The following is a 16,716-nucleotide window of genomic DNA, read 5'->3' as shown; positions in this document are numbered from 1 at the left end:
CAAAGGCAAATGCCTTTGTTCCTTTTTAAGAAAATGAAAAAGAAAAGAAGAAGATAGGACGAATTTTTGTACATAATTTTTCATACCATCCACTCCTTTTCATTTCGATTTATTGTAAGTGTATATCTTTTTGATTATACGAAACAATCTGATTACTTATCAAGTATATTGTATCTCTTTTTAATAAAAAGGTGTCAATGAAAAAGAAAAGAAAAATTTTCGAATTTTTTGTGACGAACTTGTAGGTTTTTGTATGATTTTGTAGGTTCGCTTATAAGATGTGTGAGTAGCTTTTATAAATTCAAATTGAAAGCGTTCGCATGAAGGGGATGAACATAAATGAAAAAATTCGGATTGGCAACACAAATTTTTGTCGCGCTTGTTTTAGGGATTGTAGTAGGGGCAGTCTTTTATGGCAATAAAACGGCGATTTCTTATATCACACCAATTGGGGATATATTTATTCACTTAATTAAAATGATTGTAGTACCGATTGTTATTTCGGCATTAATTGTTGCAGTAGCTGGTGTAGGAGATATGAAGAAGCTTGGGAAACTGGGTGGTAAGACAATTCTTTATTTCGAAATTATTACGACGATTGCTATTTTAATGGGATTACTTGCGGCGAATATATTCCAACCAGGTACTGGCGTTGATATGAGTAATTTACAGCAAAGTGATATTTCTTCTTATAAACAAACGGCAGATGCTACAGAGAAGAAAGGATTCGCTGAGACGATTGTTCATATTGTACCGAAAAACGTATTTGAATCGATTTCACAAGGTGACTTATTACCGATTATTTTCTTCTCCGTATTATTCGGTTTAGGAGTTGCGGCAATTGGGGAAAAAGGGAAGCCTGTCTTTAACTTCTTTGAAGGTGTACTCGAAGCGATGTTTTGGGTTACAAATCAAGTTATGAAATTTGCACCATTTGGTGTATTCGCATTAATTGCGGTTACGGTTGCAAAATTTGGTGTAGCAACACTACTTCCTTTAGGAAAACTAGTGCTAGCTGTATACGTAACTGTTATACTATTCGTTGTGATTGTATTAGGTATTAATGCACGAATGGTTGGCGTAAACATTTTCACATTAATGAAAATGTTAAAAGAAGAACTCATTCTTTCATTTACGACAGCAAGTTCAGAAGCTGTTTTACCTAATATAATGAGAAAAATGGAAGAGTTCGGTTGTCCAAAGGCAGTTGCCTCTTTCGTTATTCCGACAGGTTATACATTTAACTTGACTGGATCGGCTATTTATCAAGCGTTAGCGGCATTATTTGTTGCACAAATGTACGGTGTGCACATGTCACTAACAGAGCAAATAACGTTATTATTCGTTCTCATGTTAACATCCAAGGGTATGGCGGGAGTTCCAGGTGCATCGTTCGTTGTTGTATTAGCAACGTTAGGTTCAATGGGGTTACCACTAGAAGGTATCGCGTTAATTGCGGGAATTGACCGCATTTTAGATATGATTCGCTCATCTGTCAATGTATTAGGAAATGCATTAGCGGCCATTGTTATGTCGAAGTGGGAAGGCGAATTCGATAATGAGAAAGCAAAACAATATGTAGAAACAGTCAAAGAAACAAAAGCAGCATAAGAAATCGTTAAGGAGTGAATAATCATGGCAACATTAACTGAAGTTAAAAACGGTGTTCGAATTGAAAAAGATTTTTTAGGTGAAAAAGAAGTACCGAATTATGCATACTACGGCGTACAAACAATGCGTGCAGTTGAAAACTTCCCAATTACAGGATACAAAATCCATGAAGGTTTAATTAAAGCGTTCGCAATTGTAAAAAAAGCAGCAGCGCTTGCTAATACAGATGTAGGAAGATTGGAATTGAACAAGGGCGGTGCGATCGCAGAAGCTGCTCAAGAAATTCTTGATGGAAAATGGCATGATCATTTCATCGTAGATCCAATCCAAGGCGGAGCAGGTACTTCAATGAATATGAACGCAAATGAAGTCATGGCCAATCGTGCTCTTGAATTATTAGGAATGGAAAAGGGAGACTATCATTATATTAGTCCAAATAGTCATGTAAACATGGCGCAATCAACAAACGATGCATTCCCAACGGCGATTCATATCGCAACATTAAACGCATTAGAAGGTTTATTACAAACGATGGGTTATATGCATGATGTATTTGAATTAAAAGCAGAGCAGTTCGATCATGTTATTAAAATGGGTCGTACACATTTACAAGACGCTGTGCCAATTCGTCTTGGACAAGAATTTAAAGCATACTCTCGCGTACTTGAACGTGATATGAAACGAATTCAGCAATCACGTCAACACTTATATGAAGTGAACATGGGGGCAACTGCAGTTGGTACGGGCTTAAATGCAGATCCAGAATATATTGAAGCAGTTGTAAAACATTTAGCTGCAATTAGTGAACTACCACTTGTTGGTGCAGAAGACTTAGTAGATGCAACGCAAAATACTGATGCATACACTGAAGTATCAGCAGCACTTAAAGTATGTATGATGAATATGTCTAAAATTGCGAATGACCTTCGCTTAATGGCATCAGGTCCACGTGTTGGCTTAGCGGAAATTATGTTACCTGCTCGTCAACCAGGTTCATCTATTATGCCAGGGAAAGTAAACCCTGTTATGCCAGAAGTAATTAATCAAATTGCGTTCCAAGTAATTGGTAACGACCATACAATTTGCCTTGCTTCAGAAGCAGGACAATTAGAACTAAACGTTATGGAGCCAGTACTTGTTTTTAACTTACTTCAATCTATTAGCATTATGAATAACGGTTTCCGTGCCTTTACAGATAATTGCTTAAAAGGAATTGAAGCGAATGAAGATCGCTTAAAAGAGTATGTTGAGAAGAGTGTAGGAATTATTACAGCCGTGAACCCTCATATCGGTTATGAAGCAGCAGCTCGCGTTGCGAAAGAAGCAATTGCAACAGGTCAATCCGTTCGAGAACTTTGTGTGAAAAGCGGTGTACTGTCACAAGAAGACTTAGAGTTAATTCTAGATCCATTCGAAATGACACACCCAGGGATTGCAGGAGCAACTCTTTTAAAGAAAAATTAAAAGAAGAGGGGGACAATCCCCTCTTTTTTGTTTACAATATAGAAATGCTATATATGAATAGAGGTAGGGATGTTATGAGTAAGTTTACAGTAGCTTCTAATGGTTCATTAGAAACGACATTAAGAGGAGTAGAAGTATTATCAACACCACTTTTAAATAAAGGGGTCGCTTTCACGCAAGAAGAGAGAGAAGAATTAGGTTTAAAAGGGCTTTTACCGCCAGCAGTTTTAACATTAGAAGAACAAGCACGCCGAGCATATGAACAATTTTGTTCTCAGCCGGATGATTTATTAAAGAACGTATACTTAACAGCGTTACATGATCGAAATGAAGTGTTATTTTATCGTATATTAACAAATCATTTACGTGAAATGTTACCAATCGTATATACACCAACAGTAGGCGTAGCGATTCAAAGGTATAGTCATGAATACCGTAAACCACGTGGTGTGTATTTATCAATTAATGATCCGTCAGGTATTGAAGACGCATTTGCTAATATCGGTGCAACAGCTGAAAACATTGATTTAGTCGTTGTAACAGATGGAGAAGGCATACTTGGAATTGGTGACTGGGGTGTTGGTGGTATAAACATCGCAATCGGGAAATTAGCTGTTTATACGGCCGCAGTTGGTATCGATCCTAGCCGTGTATTACCGGTAATTTTAGATGTGGGTACAAATCGTGAGGAACTATTAAACAATCCATTTTATATTGGAAATCGTCACCCTCGTATAACTGGTGAAGCTTACGATAAATTTATTGATACATTTGTACAAGCAGTGAATAAACAATTCCCGAAAGCACTTTTACATTGGGAAGACTTTAGCTCTCGAAATGCACGAAAAATTTTAGATAAATATCGTCATGATATTTGTACATTTAATGATGATATTCAAGGTACAGGTGCAGTTTCACTGGCTGCTGTGTTATCGGCAGTGAAAGTTTCGGGTGTACCTTTAAGTGAACACCGCGTTGTTGTATTTGGTGCTGGTACGGCTGGAATCGGTATCGCAGATCAAGTTAGAGATGCAATGGTCCGCGTTGGTGTATCAGAAGAAGAATCATATAAGCGTTTCTGGTGTATTGATCGTAACGGGTTAGTTACAAATAATATGGAAGATCTTCTTGATTTCCAAATTCCATATGCAAGAAAAGAAGCGGAAGTAAGTGAGTGGAAACAAAATGATGTGATCGGACTTGCTGAAGTTGTGAAGCATGTAAAACCGACAATTTTAATCGGTACATCAACTGTTGCAGGAGCATTCAAAGAAGAGATTATTAAAGAAATGGCTTCTCACGTAGAAAGACCAATCATTTTACCGATGTCGAATCCGACGCCACTTGCTGAAGCAAAACCAGCTGATTTAATCGAGTGGACAGAAGGAAGAGCATTAGTTGCAACAGGAAGTCCATTTGAACCAGTTACATACAACGGTGTAACGTATGTGATTGGACAATCAAATAATGCACTTATTTTCCCAGGTCTTGGTCTTGGAACAATTGTCGTACGTGCAAGCGTCATGACGGATGGAATGTTTGCAGCAGCTGCTGAAGCAGTTGCCAGCATGGTAGATACAAGTCAGCCAGGAGCACCTATTTTGCCAGAAGTTGAAGAGTTACGTAATATCTCGGAAATGGTTGCAATTGAAGTAGCGAAAGTTGCTGTTGCAGAAGGTGTTGCTAGAGAGAACTTAAGTGATAACGATATCAAGATTGCAGTGAAAGAAGCAATATGGGAGCCGGAGTACCGCCAAATAAAAGCGGTAGAAAAGGTTAGAATATAGAAATAAAGCCCGTTTATTATAATAAGCGGGCTTTCACTTTTATTGTCGAAAAAAGTATAGGAAGTGGCACCTTTGAATTGGAATCAATTATGGAAGAAAGATATATCCCTTTTAATTATATTAATGGTTGTTGTTCCGATTGCTGGAGAGCTTAATTTTCATCCTTTTAACGATACGTTTCGCGTTAGCTTTGGGACACCGCTTTTCTTTTTTTTATTATTATTTTTAAGAAGAATACCAGCAGCGGCTGCAGGTATTCTTGTCGGTATATGTGTCGTTTTATTCCGTGTATGCCTTGATTGGATCATGCAAGGTTCATTTCATATGACAGAATCATTTTATTTGCGCTATCCTGTGTTCTTCTATTATTTTATTTATGGAAGTCTTTTTTCACTTTGTAGGGTGAATAAGTTTCATCAGAAACCAATCGTTATTGGGTGCCTTGGAATTACAATTGAAATTATTGCAAGTATGTCAGAACTTGCGATTTATCATATGGTAGTACTCGGTACAACGATAACAGTTTCTGAAGTGAATAAATTAATTATTATTGCTATTTTTCGTAGTTTCTTTGCACTTGGCTTTTTAAATATGATGATTTTATATGAAACGAAATTAAAAGAGTCACAAGTCCGAAAAGAAAATGAAAAAATGTTCATGCATCTTTCAAATTTATATGTAGAATCTGTTCACTTGAAAAAAACGTTACAAAATGCAGAATTGATTACACAAGAAGCATATCAACTATATCGGAATTTACAGACAAGCGATGATTCTAGCAGTAAAATAGCATTGAAAATAGCAGGAGAAGTGCACGAAATAAAAAAGGATAATCAAAGGATTTTTGCAGGATTATCTAAACTGTTATTAGATAAAAATGTGGCTGAGTATGTAGAAGGACATGAGCTTACAGAAATGATCGTAAGGATAAATGAGAAATATGCTGAAATGCTAGGGAAAGATATACGTTTTTCAAAACATATAGAAGGTGAACACGCTGCATATCACGTGTATACAGTGCTATCAATCTTTAATAACTTAGTTGCCAATGCAGTGGAAGCAATTGAAGATAGAGGTCTCATTCGTATTAAGTTATATAAACGAGAGCAACATGTAATCTTTGAAGTAATTGACGATGGCCCTGGTATTGCACAAAAGTATAAGAAATTAGTATTTAAGCCAGGGTTTACTTCCAAGTATGATCAAACAGGAACACCATCAACAGGTATTGGACTTTCTTACATACACGAAATGGTAACAGAGCTCGGTGGAGAAGTAAGGTTAGAAGACAATGAAACAGGAAAAGGGTGTAAGTTTATCGTTTGTTTACCGGAGTGCAGTTTAAAGCGGGAAGGGGAATAGGTTTGTTTTATTATATTGTAGATGATGATGAAGTTTTCCGTTCAATGCTTTCGCAAATTATTGAGGATGGCGATCTTGGGGAAGTAATTGGAGAATCGGAAGATGGAGCGTTTATTGAAGCAGAACAGCTAAATTATAAAAAAGTAGATATTTTATTTATTGATTTATTAATGCCAATGAGAGACGGCATTGAAACAGTTCGCCATATAGCGTCTTCATTTACTGGGAAAATTATTATGATTTCCCAAGTTGAATCGAAACAGCTCATCGGTGAGGCGTATACACTTGGTGTAGAATATTATATTACGAAACCACTAAACAAAATAGAAGTAATATCTGTTGTACGAAAAGTGATGGAGCGTATTCGTTTGGAACGTTCTATATATGACATTCAAAAATCATTAAATAATGTGTTTCAGTGGGAAAAGCCGCAAATGCGTAGTGAAACAGTGCAAGAGGGAAAAAAAATATCAGATTCAGGACGCTTCTTACTAGCAGAACTCGGTATTGCGGGAGAGAACGGAAGTAAAGATTTACTTAGTATGCTGGAATATTTATATGGGCAAGAAAAGGCGCAAACATTTGAATTTGGCTTTCCTGCGTTAAAAGATATTTTTCACTATATTACGATAAAAAAATTAGGGGATGAAACTTTAGATACGGATATTGATAAAGAGAAAAAAGCATCTGAACAAAGAGTGCGCAGAGCGATTTATCAGTCGTTAAATCATTTGGCCTCTTTAGGGTTAACAGATTTTTCAAATCCGAAATTTGAAAGCTATGCCCCAAAGTTTTTTGATTTCACTGTAGTTAGAAAACGGATGACAGAAATGACAAAGGATGAACTAGCAACTTCTGGACATATACGAATTAATACGAAGAAATTTATTCAAGTGTTATATTTTGAGGCGAAACGGTTGGTGGAGATAGAGTGAAGAAGGTGCTTATAAATAAGCATCTTTTTTTGTTCAATCAATATTTTATATTTTCTCGTAGAGAATGTAAAATGTTAAGTAAGAGAAAATGGTTTTACATTAAGGAAGTGTCAAAACAATGAGTTTTACATTAAATAAATCGATTATAAAAGAAGTATGCGGAGAGACCTCATATAAAAGAGGTGAAGCTTATTATAAAGCAAATAAAGTAATCGTGAATCATTATGATGAAACGAAAGAAATTTGTGAGGCGACGGTAAAAGGGAATGAAGATTTTCATGTTACAGTAGAAAAAGCTAAAAAAGGTGATGTAGTTGCGAGGTGTAGTTGTCCTTCATTAGCGTCTTTTCAAACGTACTGTCAACATGTTGCAGCCGTACTAATACAAATAAATTATAACCAGCAAACGGGCGGCATGTCCGAAAATATGAGCGGAAATGATCAATTAACGAGCGGAATGTTTCAGTTGTTTGCAGACAAACCACTGCGGCCAAAAAGTAAACAACACCGTTTTGATACACGTGAAATATTAGATGTTGCGTTTATATGTTCACCAGTAGCGACGAAAAGTGGTGGGGCCCTTCTTGGAATTCAGTTAAAACTTGCGAAAACATATTTTATAAAGCATATTAGAGAATTTCTTTCTAAAGTGGAGAAGAGAGAGACTTTTCATTGTTCTAATGAATTTACATACACACCAGATGTACATAGCTTCAGGCAAGAAACAGATGCGGTTATTCAGAGGCTTATTAAAATGTATCATAATGAAAAAATGTATGAAGATGCGTTAGAAGTACATGCGAAACAAGATGAAAGTATGATATTCATACCGCCAGCTTCGTGGAAAGATATGCTCTCTTCACTTTCTAAAGTTGAGTATGTACAGCTGAAACAAAATGAACAACAGTTTCAGGGCTTACAAATTTCAAACGGTTTATTGCCATTACATTTTGAGTTTACGAAAGGAAATAATGGTGGGTTTACACTTCATATAGATGGCCTAAATCGTGTTCAAGTTATGGAAATGTATAATACCGCTCTTTACGATGGAAAACTATATTCTTTACCTATGGAAGATTGTATGCGACTTATTGAATTGCAAAAGATGATGAGCCGCTCAAATAGCAACCAGTTTTATATTCCTGAAAGTAAGATGGAACATTTTGTAGCGAAAGTTGTGCCAGGATTAATGAAACTGGGAACGGTACGCATTGATGAAGTAATATCAGATCGTGTTGAAACGCCGTCGCTAAAAGCAAAGCTGTATTTAGATCGAGTGAAAAATCGTTTGTTAGCAGGTCTTGAATTTCATTATGGAAACGTCATGATCAATCCGTTAGAAGAAGATGGACAGCCGTCTGTTTTTAATCGTGATGAGAAAAAGGAAAAAGAAATTTTAGATATTATGAGTGAAAGTGCCTTTGCGAAAACAGAAGGCGGCTATTTTATGCATAATGAAGAGGCTGAGTATAACTTTTTATATCACGTCGTCCCGTCGTTAAAAGGCTTAGTTGATATTTATGCGACGACAGCAATCAAATTACGTATTCATAAAGGGGATACAGCACCACTTATTAGAGTGAGAAGAAAAGAAAGAATTGATTGGTTGTCATTTCGTTTTGATATAAAAGGAATACCGGAAGCAGAAATTAAAGGTGTATTAGTGGCTCTTGAAGAGAAACGTAAATATTACCGATTAGCGAACGGTTCTTTCTTATCACTAGAAAGCAAAGAATTTAATGAAATTAATCAGTTTGTAAAAGAATCGGGTATTCGGAAAGAGTTTTTACACGGAGAAGAAGTGAACGTTCCGCTTATCCGGAGTGTAAAATGGATGAACGGACTTCACGAAGGTAATGTTTTAAGTTTAGATGAGTCTGTTCAAGATTTAGTGGAAAGTATTCAAAATCCGAAAAAATTAAAGTTTACAGTGCCGCAAACTTTACATGCTGTAATGAGAGAGTATCAAGTATACGGATTTGAGTGGATGAAAACACTCGCCTATTACCGTTTTGGCGGTATTTTAGCAGATGATATGGGACTTGGAAAAACGCTGCAAAGTATTGCTTACATAGATTCTGTGTTGCCTGAAATTCGAGAAAAGAAACTACCTATATTAGTCGTTTCACCGTCCTCTCTCGTTTACAATTGGTTTAGTGAATTGAAAAAATTCGCCCCGCATATTAGAGCGGTTATTGCAGATGGAAATCAAACGGAGCGGCGAAAAATATTAAAAGACATAGTGGAATTTGATGTCGTAATTACGTCATATCCATTACTGAGAAGAGATATAAGATCGTATGCGAGGCCGTTTCATACACTGTTTCTTGATGAAGCACAGGCGTTTAAAAATCCTACAACCCAAACTGCAAAAGCAGTGAAAACAATTCAAGCTGAATATCGTTTCGGGCTAACGGGAACGCCTGTAGAAAATTCATTAGAAGAGCTATGGTCTATCTTCCATGTCATATTTCCGGAATTATTACCAGGAAGAAAAGAATTCGGTGATTTAAGGCGCGAAGATATAGCGAAGCGCGTAAAACCTTTCGTATTAAGACGATTAAAAGAAGACGTATTACAGGAGCTTCCAGATAAAATAGAGCACTTACAGTCATCGGAGTTATTACCAGATCAAAAGAGACTTTATGCTGCTTATTTAGCGAAATTAAGGGAAGAAACGTTAAAACATTTAGATAAAGATACGTTACGTAAAAATAAAATTAGAATTTTAGCTGGCTTAACGAGATTGCGACAAATTTGTAATCATCCCGCTTTATTCGTTGATGATTATAAGGGTAGTTCAGCTAAATTTGAACAACTATTAGAGATACTAGAGGAATGCAGAAGTACTGGTAAGAGAATTTTAATCTTTTCTCAATTTACGAAGATGCTGTCTATTATTGGTCGTGAGTTAAATCGTCAAGCGATTCCATACTTTTATTTAGACGGGAGTACACCATCACAAGAACGTGTAGAGCTATGTAATCGGTTTAACGAGGGGGAAGGGGATCTATTTCTCATTTCTTTAAAAGCTGGTGGTACGGGTCTTAACTTAACGGGTGCCGATACGGTTATATTATACGATTTATGGTGGAATCCAGCTGTTGAACAACAAGCAGCTGATAGAGCATATCGAATGGGACAAAAAAATACAGTACAAGTTATAAAATTAGTAGCCCACGGAACAATTGAGGAAAAAATGCATGAACTGCAAGAGAGTAAGAAAAATTTAATCGCTGAAGTGATTGAGCCGGGAGAAGAGAAATTATCATCAATCACGGAGGAAGAAATACGAGATATTTTAATGATTTAATATAAAAAGCTATGCTTTCACATGTATGAGAGCATAGCTTTTTTAGTGTAATAATTATAATTTGTTTTGAACAAAGTAAAGAGATAATACAGAATTTATTTTTTAGTCCCTTTACTTTTATATGGCTTTGCAGCTGCCTTTTTCTTTGCACTTGATTGCCAACGATTCCATCCTTTACTTCCTGTACCTTGTCCTACACCTTTTTTCGGTTTTGCTTTCGTTTTACTCATATGATCACTCCGTTATATAAAAATCTTATTTGATAATAGTCAATGATTTAGAACATACTCTTTATAAATGACTATGATTGCTTTAAGTAAAAATAAACTGCTTGAATGCTATAGTATAACACGAATTTGCAAGTAAACTGAAAGGAATTACAAAGAAAATGAAAATAATACGAAATACTGCGGATTCTATATTTCGAACGATTACATTACTTGTTGTGTATATGTTAGTTTCGGTTAGTGAAACATTTTTTGGATTGACGAGACAGAAAAAGTAAAGATGTTAAATTAGCAACAATCAATAAAGCCGTAAAATAAAGAATTGAAAAATATTTTGAAACTTTTTGTTGACTTTCTTTATTTTTTGTATAGAATAATCATTAATAAAATGTTTCAGAGATGTGACAACAAAACGACTATGAAAGGACGAGTAGTAGTAGGATGTAGTCTAAGCGAGTCAGGGGTGGTGTGAGCCTGATACGAAGCCTATTATGAAGAACCTCCTGGAGTTGCTAACCGAAATCCTTTAGAGGAAAGTAGACTTAGCCGGGAACTTCGCCGTTACAAGAAGAACAGTATCGAGATATTTCATCTCCGTATTGTATAAGTGAGCAACCTCTGTTGCTAATTTGGGTGGTACCGCGGAACCAAAGTCTTTCGTCCCAGTTTTTTGGGAAAGAAGGGCTTTTTTTGTTGGCTTCTTTTCACAACATCCAAACATTTTAGGAGGAAACCACCATGTATCAATCATTAATGACAGTAAGAGAGACTCAAATCGCAATTAAGGAAGTTAAAACATTTTTCGAGGATCAATTAGCAAAACGCCTTGAACTATTCCGCGTATCTGCACCATTATTCGTAACGAAAAAATCAGGATTAAACGATCACCTAAACGGTGTAGAACGTCCAATTGAGTTTGATATGTTACATTCAGGAGAAGAATTAGAAATTGTGCATTCACTAGCGAAATGGAAACGATTTGCTTTACATGAATATGGATATGAAGCTGGTGAAGGTTTATATACAAACATGAACGCGATTCGTCGTGATGAAGAACTTGATGCAACACATTCCATTTACGTTGACCAATGGGATTGGGAAAAAATCGTTCAAAAAGAATGGCGTACTGTAGATTACTTGCAAGAAACAGTACGAACAATTTATGGAATATTCAAAGATTTAGAAGACCACTTATTTGAAAAGTATCCGTTCCTTGGAAAGTATTTACCAGAAGAAGTTGTTTTCATCACTTCCCAAGAACTCGAAGATAAATATCCAGAATTAACACCGAAAGATCGTGAACACGCAATTGCAAAAGAACACGGTGCAGTCTTTATTATCGGAATTGGTGATGCACTTCGTTCAGGTGAAAAGCATGATGGACGCGCAGCTGATTATGATGATTGGACATTAAACGGTGACATTTTATTCTGGCACCCAGTATTACAATCTTCATTCGAATTATCATCAATGGGAATTCGTGTTGATAGTAAATCACTTGATGAGCAGTTAACGAAAACAGGTGAAGACTTCAAACGTGAGTACGATTTCCATAAAGGTATTTTAGAAGACGTACTACCGTTAACAATTGGCGGTGGTATTGGACAATCAAGAATGTGCATGTACTTCTTACGTAAAGCACATATTGGTGAAGTTCAATCTTCTGTATGGCCTGACGATTTACGTGAAGCTTGCAAGAAAGAAAACATTCATCTGTTTTAATAGAAGAGAGAGGATAGCTCAAAGAGTTATTCTCTCTTTTTTATAGTGTAAACGAGTGGTTTACAGTGAATTTTACCAATAGTTTCTTTCTTTTTTATCTCCTATTATGTAATAATTTGTTAAAGGAGGAGACGTTATGAGCTTAGGAGAACAACTTAAAAGATTACGAGAGTCAAAAGGGTTTTCACAGGAAGATGTTGCTAAGAAAATTGGTGTGACAAGGCAAGCTGTGTATAAGTGGGAACATGATAAAAGCTGTCCGGATATTGATAATTTAGTTTTGCTTAGTGAAATGTATAATGTTACGCTCGATGAGTTAATAAAAGGGAACCAAAATTTAAAAGAGAAAATACATATTGATGAAGATGAAGATTTTGAGAAAGAGAATGAATTTGGTTTCTACATTGGATTTGGTTTGCTAATTGTGAGTGCTTTCATTGATTATGAAGGAATGCAAGAGATTTTATTAGGAATTGCACTATTCATGATGGTTTTTTACTCTGACGTGAAGAAAGTTATTTTGAATGAGTTCAGATCGTTTTTTAAAACAAAAGATATATATGATAAGAAGTGAGAAGAGTCCGTTATATTTCCTAGGAAAGAGTATAATAAGTAATTGAATTGTTTTATAATGATTTTGGGATGTTGATAGTATGTTAAAAAGTTCAAACAAGCATAACCCCGCTCTAAAGCTAGGACGGGGTTCAAAATCAAAGTTTTATTAAGCGTAAAGTTCTTTCAAATATTTTTACTTCAGTAAAGACTTCTAATAAAACATTACTTATTTGTTACCGAGTTCTTCCGCTAAACCGATTAAAATTCCTTCGGTTCCACGAATGTAGCAGAGTCGATACGAGTTCTCATACTGAACTACTTCACCAACGAGCTGAGCACCATGTTTAGTCAGTCTGGATACCATTTCGTCAATGTCCTCAACGGTGAACATGACGCGTAAATAACCGAGGGCATTTACAGGAGCTGTCCGATGATCTGCAATAGTAGGGGGGGTGAGAAATCGCGAAAGTTCAATTCGGCTATGGCCATCTGGCGTAACCATCATAGCAATTTCTACGCACTGAGAACCGAGTCCAGTTACGCGACCAGCCCATTCACCTTCGACAGTAGCTCGCCCTTCGAGTTTTAATCCAATCTCTTCGAAGAAAGAGATTGCGTTATCAAGAGATTCTACAACGATGCTGACATTATCCATTCTTAGTAATTTGTTGTTTGCCATAGTCTTTATCTCCTTATATGTATAAATTTATTATTTAATTATCCTCATAATTATACTAAAATCTCTTCTAAACAAAAAACATCTTGTCACAGTGTTGGAAAATGTGACAAGGTGTTTTCGGGCATAGTATATAAAATCTTGTTAACGAATAACACTTCGTAAACCCTTTACTATTGAAATATGCGAGAACTTTATTTCGTGAATGCTATCATTTCAAGAATTCGATACTGTAATTGCTATTCGATAGAATAACTTCGACTTTCCCACAAAACAGTCCTACCCTGTTTCTATTGATATAGGAAGGAAATAGATTCATATATTTTTTAAAGTTTTACCGGTGGAAATTAACTCATCTGCACTAAAGGCTCAATTTTCGCCATAAATGATTGATGCAGTGCCTCAACACCTGTTACTAAATGAAGGCGGTCAATAACGACAGACACTTTAATTTCTGATGTACTTACCATTTTAATATGAATATCTTCTTCTTTTAAAGTAGTGAACATATTTGCAGCAACACCTGGATTAGAGACCATACCAGATCCTACAATGGATACTTTTGCTAAATGATTTTCATACTCTACAGATTCATAGTGAAGTGTTTCTTGATTTTGTTCGAATACCTCTAACGTTTCTTTTAAATCATTAGAATGGATTGAGAAGGAGAGGTGAACAGTTCCTTCATTTGTAATACTTTGAATGATGATATCTACATTAATATGTGCCGCTGCTAATGTAGAGAAAATTGTTGAAAGTGCACCTTGTTCTAATCCTTTAATTGTGACACGTGTAATATTATCTTCAAATGCAATACCTTTAACGATTGATTGTTGTTCCATGTTACATTCTCCTTTTACAATTGTTCCATTTTCTTGTTCCATACTTGAGCGAACTTCTAAAACGACATTATGATTTTTAGCAAACTCAACCGCACGCGGGTGTAATACACCAGCACCGAGGTTTGCAAGTTCTAACATTTCGTCATAAGAAATTTCATCTAATTTATAAGCGTCTTTTACAAGTCTGGGGTCCGTCGTATATACGCCTGTCACATCCGTGTAAATATCACATTTTTTTGCTTGTAGTGCAGCCGCTAATGCAACAGCTGTAGTATCAGAACCACCACGTCCAAGCGTTGTAATTTCATGGTTTTCACTAACTCCTTGGAAACCGGCTACAATAACAATCGTGCCTTCAGTAAGATAAGACTGAATTCGATCTGTATGAATGTCAGTAATCCGTGCACTACTATGTACAGATTCTGTCGTCATACCAGCTTGCCATCCAGTTAATGAAATCGCGTTATAGCCTTTTGCTTGTAGTGCCATCGTTAATAATGAAATAGTCACTTGCTCTCCTGTTGATAGCAGCATATCCATTTCGCGTTTACTCGGATTTTCTGAAATCGCGTTAGCAAGTGCTACGAGTTCATCTGTGCTTTTTCCCATTGCTGAAACGACAGAGACGATGCTATATCCTCGTTCATATTCTTCAATAATTAAATTTGCTACATGTTGAATGCGCGCGACATTTCCGACAGAAGTGCCACCAAATTTTTGTACAATCGTTTCCATTATGAATTCCTTCTTTCATCCATTTTTAAGAATAGATTAGGACATATATAAATCCCAATATTCCTGTAGTTACCAGAGAAAAACAAAAAACACCATCTCAAATAAGTGAGGATGGTGCTGTTACAGGAAAAGGGAAACAGAAAACGGAGCTAATAAAAAAACCGCCAAAAAAGGAATACCATAAAAATGATATCTCTTTTTTGTAGATAGCTCTTCATACATACACTTCTGTACATATGACAGTTCTGTTTCTATTCGAAAACAGCCCCAATCGATAAATGCAGAGAAAATTATCGATTTCGGCAATACTTCCTTTCATCTAAGTTCATAGACATCTCTGTGTCTCCATTAGAATAATCATAAGTATCGCAACCTCTATCTCACGTTTTAGGCGAGAGTGTTTGATTTATGAAGTTGTTGGTAACATTTGTTTTATAATAATTTAAATTTTTCGGGGAATCAAGTGTTTTGTATAAATTTTAAAAATTCTTTCTTTTCTTGAAGTAGTTTGTGAAAACTGTAGCAAAATAAATTCATTGCATGTACATTAAATTTATAGTGCATAGGAGGTGGAAGAATGAAGGGGAAAAAGCCTATTTATGTTTCGGCAGAAATGAACACAACAATGGAAAATTTATGGGGATATACACAGGAACCAGATATACATACAGAATGGGATGCTCGCTTTACTGAAATTTCGTATTTAGAGAAAAAAGAAGGAGAACCGCAGAAGTTTTTATATAAAACTAAAATTGGATTTGGACTTGAAATAGTTGGTGAAGGGGAATCGATAGGAGAAATAAGAAAAGAAACGGGTGAACGGATTTCTTCTTTAAAATTTTGGACAGATAATAAATTATCACTTATTCAAATAGGGCGTGGTTATTGGAAGTATACACCGCGTAAAGAACACATTCATTTTGAGACGCAATATGATTACGATACGAGGTTTGGTCGTATAGGAAATGTAATAGATTTCTATATGTTTCGTCCGTTATTAGGCTGGGCGACTGCTTGGAGTTTTGATGCGTTAAAATTATGGATAGAAAAGGGACTTCATCCTAAGTTACTAATTAGAAGAACAATGACATATTGGCTCGTATGTTTTTTATTTGCTTTTGTATGGATGTATCAAGGAATAGTGCCGAAACTAGTGTTTACTCATTCAGAAGAAGTAAAAATGCTATCTGTGATGATTGGTTCAACGGAACATAGTATTTTTGTACTTAAAATAATTGGATTACTAGAAATTATTTTTGGTGTCCTATGGCTGTTGCCATTTCCAAAACGAAAAGTATTTATCGTACATATTTTTATGTTAATAGCCTTAACGATAGCGGCGGGTTTTACGAATATCGTAAGCTTTACAGAGCCGTTTAATCCAATTACATTAAATGTTTTACTAATGGGGTTATCAATTGTCGGTTATATAAATAGCACGAATTTGCCAAGCTCAAAAAATTGCAAGAGGAAGAGAAAGGGATAAT

General features: G+C 35.8%; 12 protein-coding genes, 1 riboswitch and 1 other annotated feature. Of the genes, 9 read left to right on the top strand and 3 right to left on the bottom strand.

Annotated elements, in window-relative coordinates:
• Positions 1–339: 339 nt before the first annotated feature.
• The 6 genes from ACUN0F_RS24745 to ACUN0F_RS24720 all read left to right on the top strand — a co-directional run bounded on the left by ACUN0F_RS24745 (position 340) and on the right by ACUN0F_RS24720 (position 10,472).
• The gene (locus ACUN0F_RS24745; protein ID WP_445540369.1) at positions 340–1,611 is read left to right on the top strand and encodes a cation:dicarboxylate symporter family transporter; all 1,272 of its coding nucleotides are present in this window, start codon (positions 340–342) and stop codon (positions 1,609–1,611) included.
• 24 nt (positions 1,612–1,635) lie between these two features.
• Positions 1,636–3,075 (top strand): aspartate ammonia-lyase, encoded by a 1,440-nt coding sequence (gene aspA, locus ACUN0F_RS24740; RefSeq protein ID WP_445540368.1) that lies wholly within the window; start codon positions 1,636–1,638, stop codon positions 3,073–3,075.
• Between the two features lie 74 nt (positions 3,076–3,149).
• Positions 3,150–4,862, top strand: a complete 1,713-nt coding sequence (gene malS / locus ACUN0F_RS24735) for an oxaloacetate-decarboxylating malate dehydrogenase (protein WP_046955274.1) — start codon at positions 3,150–3,152, stop codon at positions 4,860–4,862.
• 63 nt (positions 4,863–4,925) lie between these two features.
• Positions 4,926–6,224 carry a sensor histidine kinase gene (locus tag ACUN0F_RS24730; RefSeq protein WP_080345061.1) on the top strand — a complete coding sequence of 433 codons (1,299 nt, stop codon included), beginning with the start codon at positions 4,926–4,928 and terminating at the stop codon, positions 6,222–6,224.
• 2 nt (positions 6,225–6,226) lie between these two features.
• Positions 6,227–7,159, top strand: coding sequence for a response regulator (locus tag ACUN0F_RS24725; protein WP_264462582.1), 933 nt, complete (start codon positions 6,227–6,229; stop codon positions 7,157–7,159).
• Positions 7,160–7,277: 118 nt separating this feature from the next.
• Positions 7,278–10,472: an SNF2 helicase associated domain-containing protein gene (locus ACUN0F_RS24720; RefSeq protein ID WP_445540367.1), complete on the top strand. Its 3,195-nt coding sequence runs from the start codon at positions 7,278–7,280 to the stop codon at positions 10,470–10,472.
• Positions 10,473–10,567: 95 nt separating this feature from the next.
• Here the strand turns inward: ACUN0F_RS24720 and ACUN0F_RS24715 are convergent, their stop codons facing one another.
• A complete protein-coding gene (locus tag ACUN0F_RS24715; protein WP_000047588.1) occupies positions 10,568–10,702 on the bottom strand; it encodes a DUF3934 domain-containing protein in 135 nt (44 codons plus the stop codon).
• Positions 10,703–11,108: 406 nt separating this feature from the next.
• Positions 11,109–11,367: a binding site (T-box leader), on the top strand.
• A gap of 70 nt (positions 11,368–11,437) precedes the next feature.
• Here ACUN0F_RS24715 and asnA point away from each other — a divergent pair.
• Both asnA and ACUN0F_RS24705 read left to right on the top strand, forming a co-directional pair.
• Positions 11,438–12,421 (top strand): aspartate--ammonia ligase, encoded by a 984-nt coding sequence (gene asnA / locus ACUN0F_RS24710; protein WP_445540366.1) that lies wholly within the window; start codon positions 11,438–11,440, stop codon positions 12,419–12,421.
• A gap of 136 nt (positions 12,422–12,557) precedes the next feature.
• Positions 12,558–12,995 (top strand): helix-turn-helix domain-containing protein, encoded by a 438-nt coding sequence (locus ACUN0F_RS24705; RefSeq protein ID WP_445540365.1) that lies wholly within the window; start codon positions 12,558–12,560, stop codon positions 12,993–12,995.
• Between the two features lie 207 nt (positions 12,996–13,202).
• Here the strand turns inward: ACUN0F_RS24705 and ACUN0F_RS24700 are convergent, their stop codons facing one another.
• Positions 13,203–13,655: a VOC family protein gene (locus ACUN0F_RS24700; RefSeq protein WP_061676617.1), complete on the bottom strand. Its 453-nt coding sequence runs from the start codon at positions 13,653–13,655 to the stop codon at positions 13,203–13,205.
• Between the two features lie 344 nt (positions 13,656–13,999).
• Complete coding sequence (locus tag ACUN0F_RS24695) at positions 14,000–15,229, bottom strand: aspartate kinase (protein ID WP_445540364.1); 1,230 nt, start codon at positions 15,227–15,229, stop codon at positions 14,000–14,002.
• Between the two features lie 199 nt (positions 15,230–15,428).
• A riboswitch (Lysine riboswitch) is annotated at positions 15,429–15,615 on the bottom strand.
• Between the two features lie 191 nt (positions 15,616–15,806).
• Here ACUN0F_RS24695 and ACUN0F_RS24690 point away from each other — a divergent pair.
• The gene (locus ACUN0F_RS24690) at positions 15,807–16,715 is read left to right on the top strand and encodes a DoxX-like family protein (RefSeq protein ID WP_445540363.1); all 909 of its coding nucleotides are present in this window, start codon (positions 15,807–15,809) and stop codon (positions 16,713–16,715) included.
• Position 16,716: the final 1 nt, after the last annotated feature.

The sequence above is a fragment of the Bacillus sp. 1A genome (genome assembly GCF_052682215.1).
This window is presented reverse-complemented; position numbering and strand designations above follow the sequence as displayed.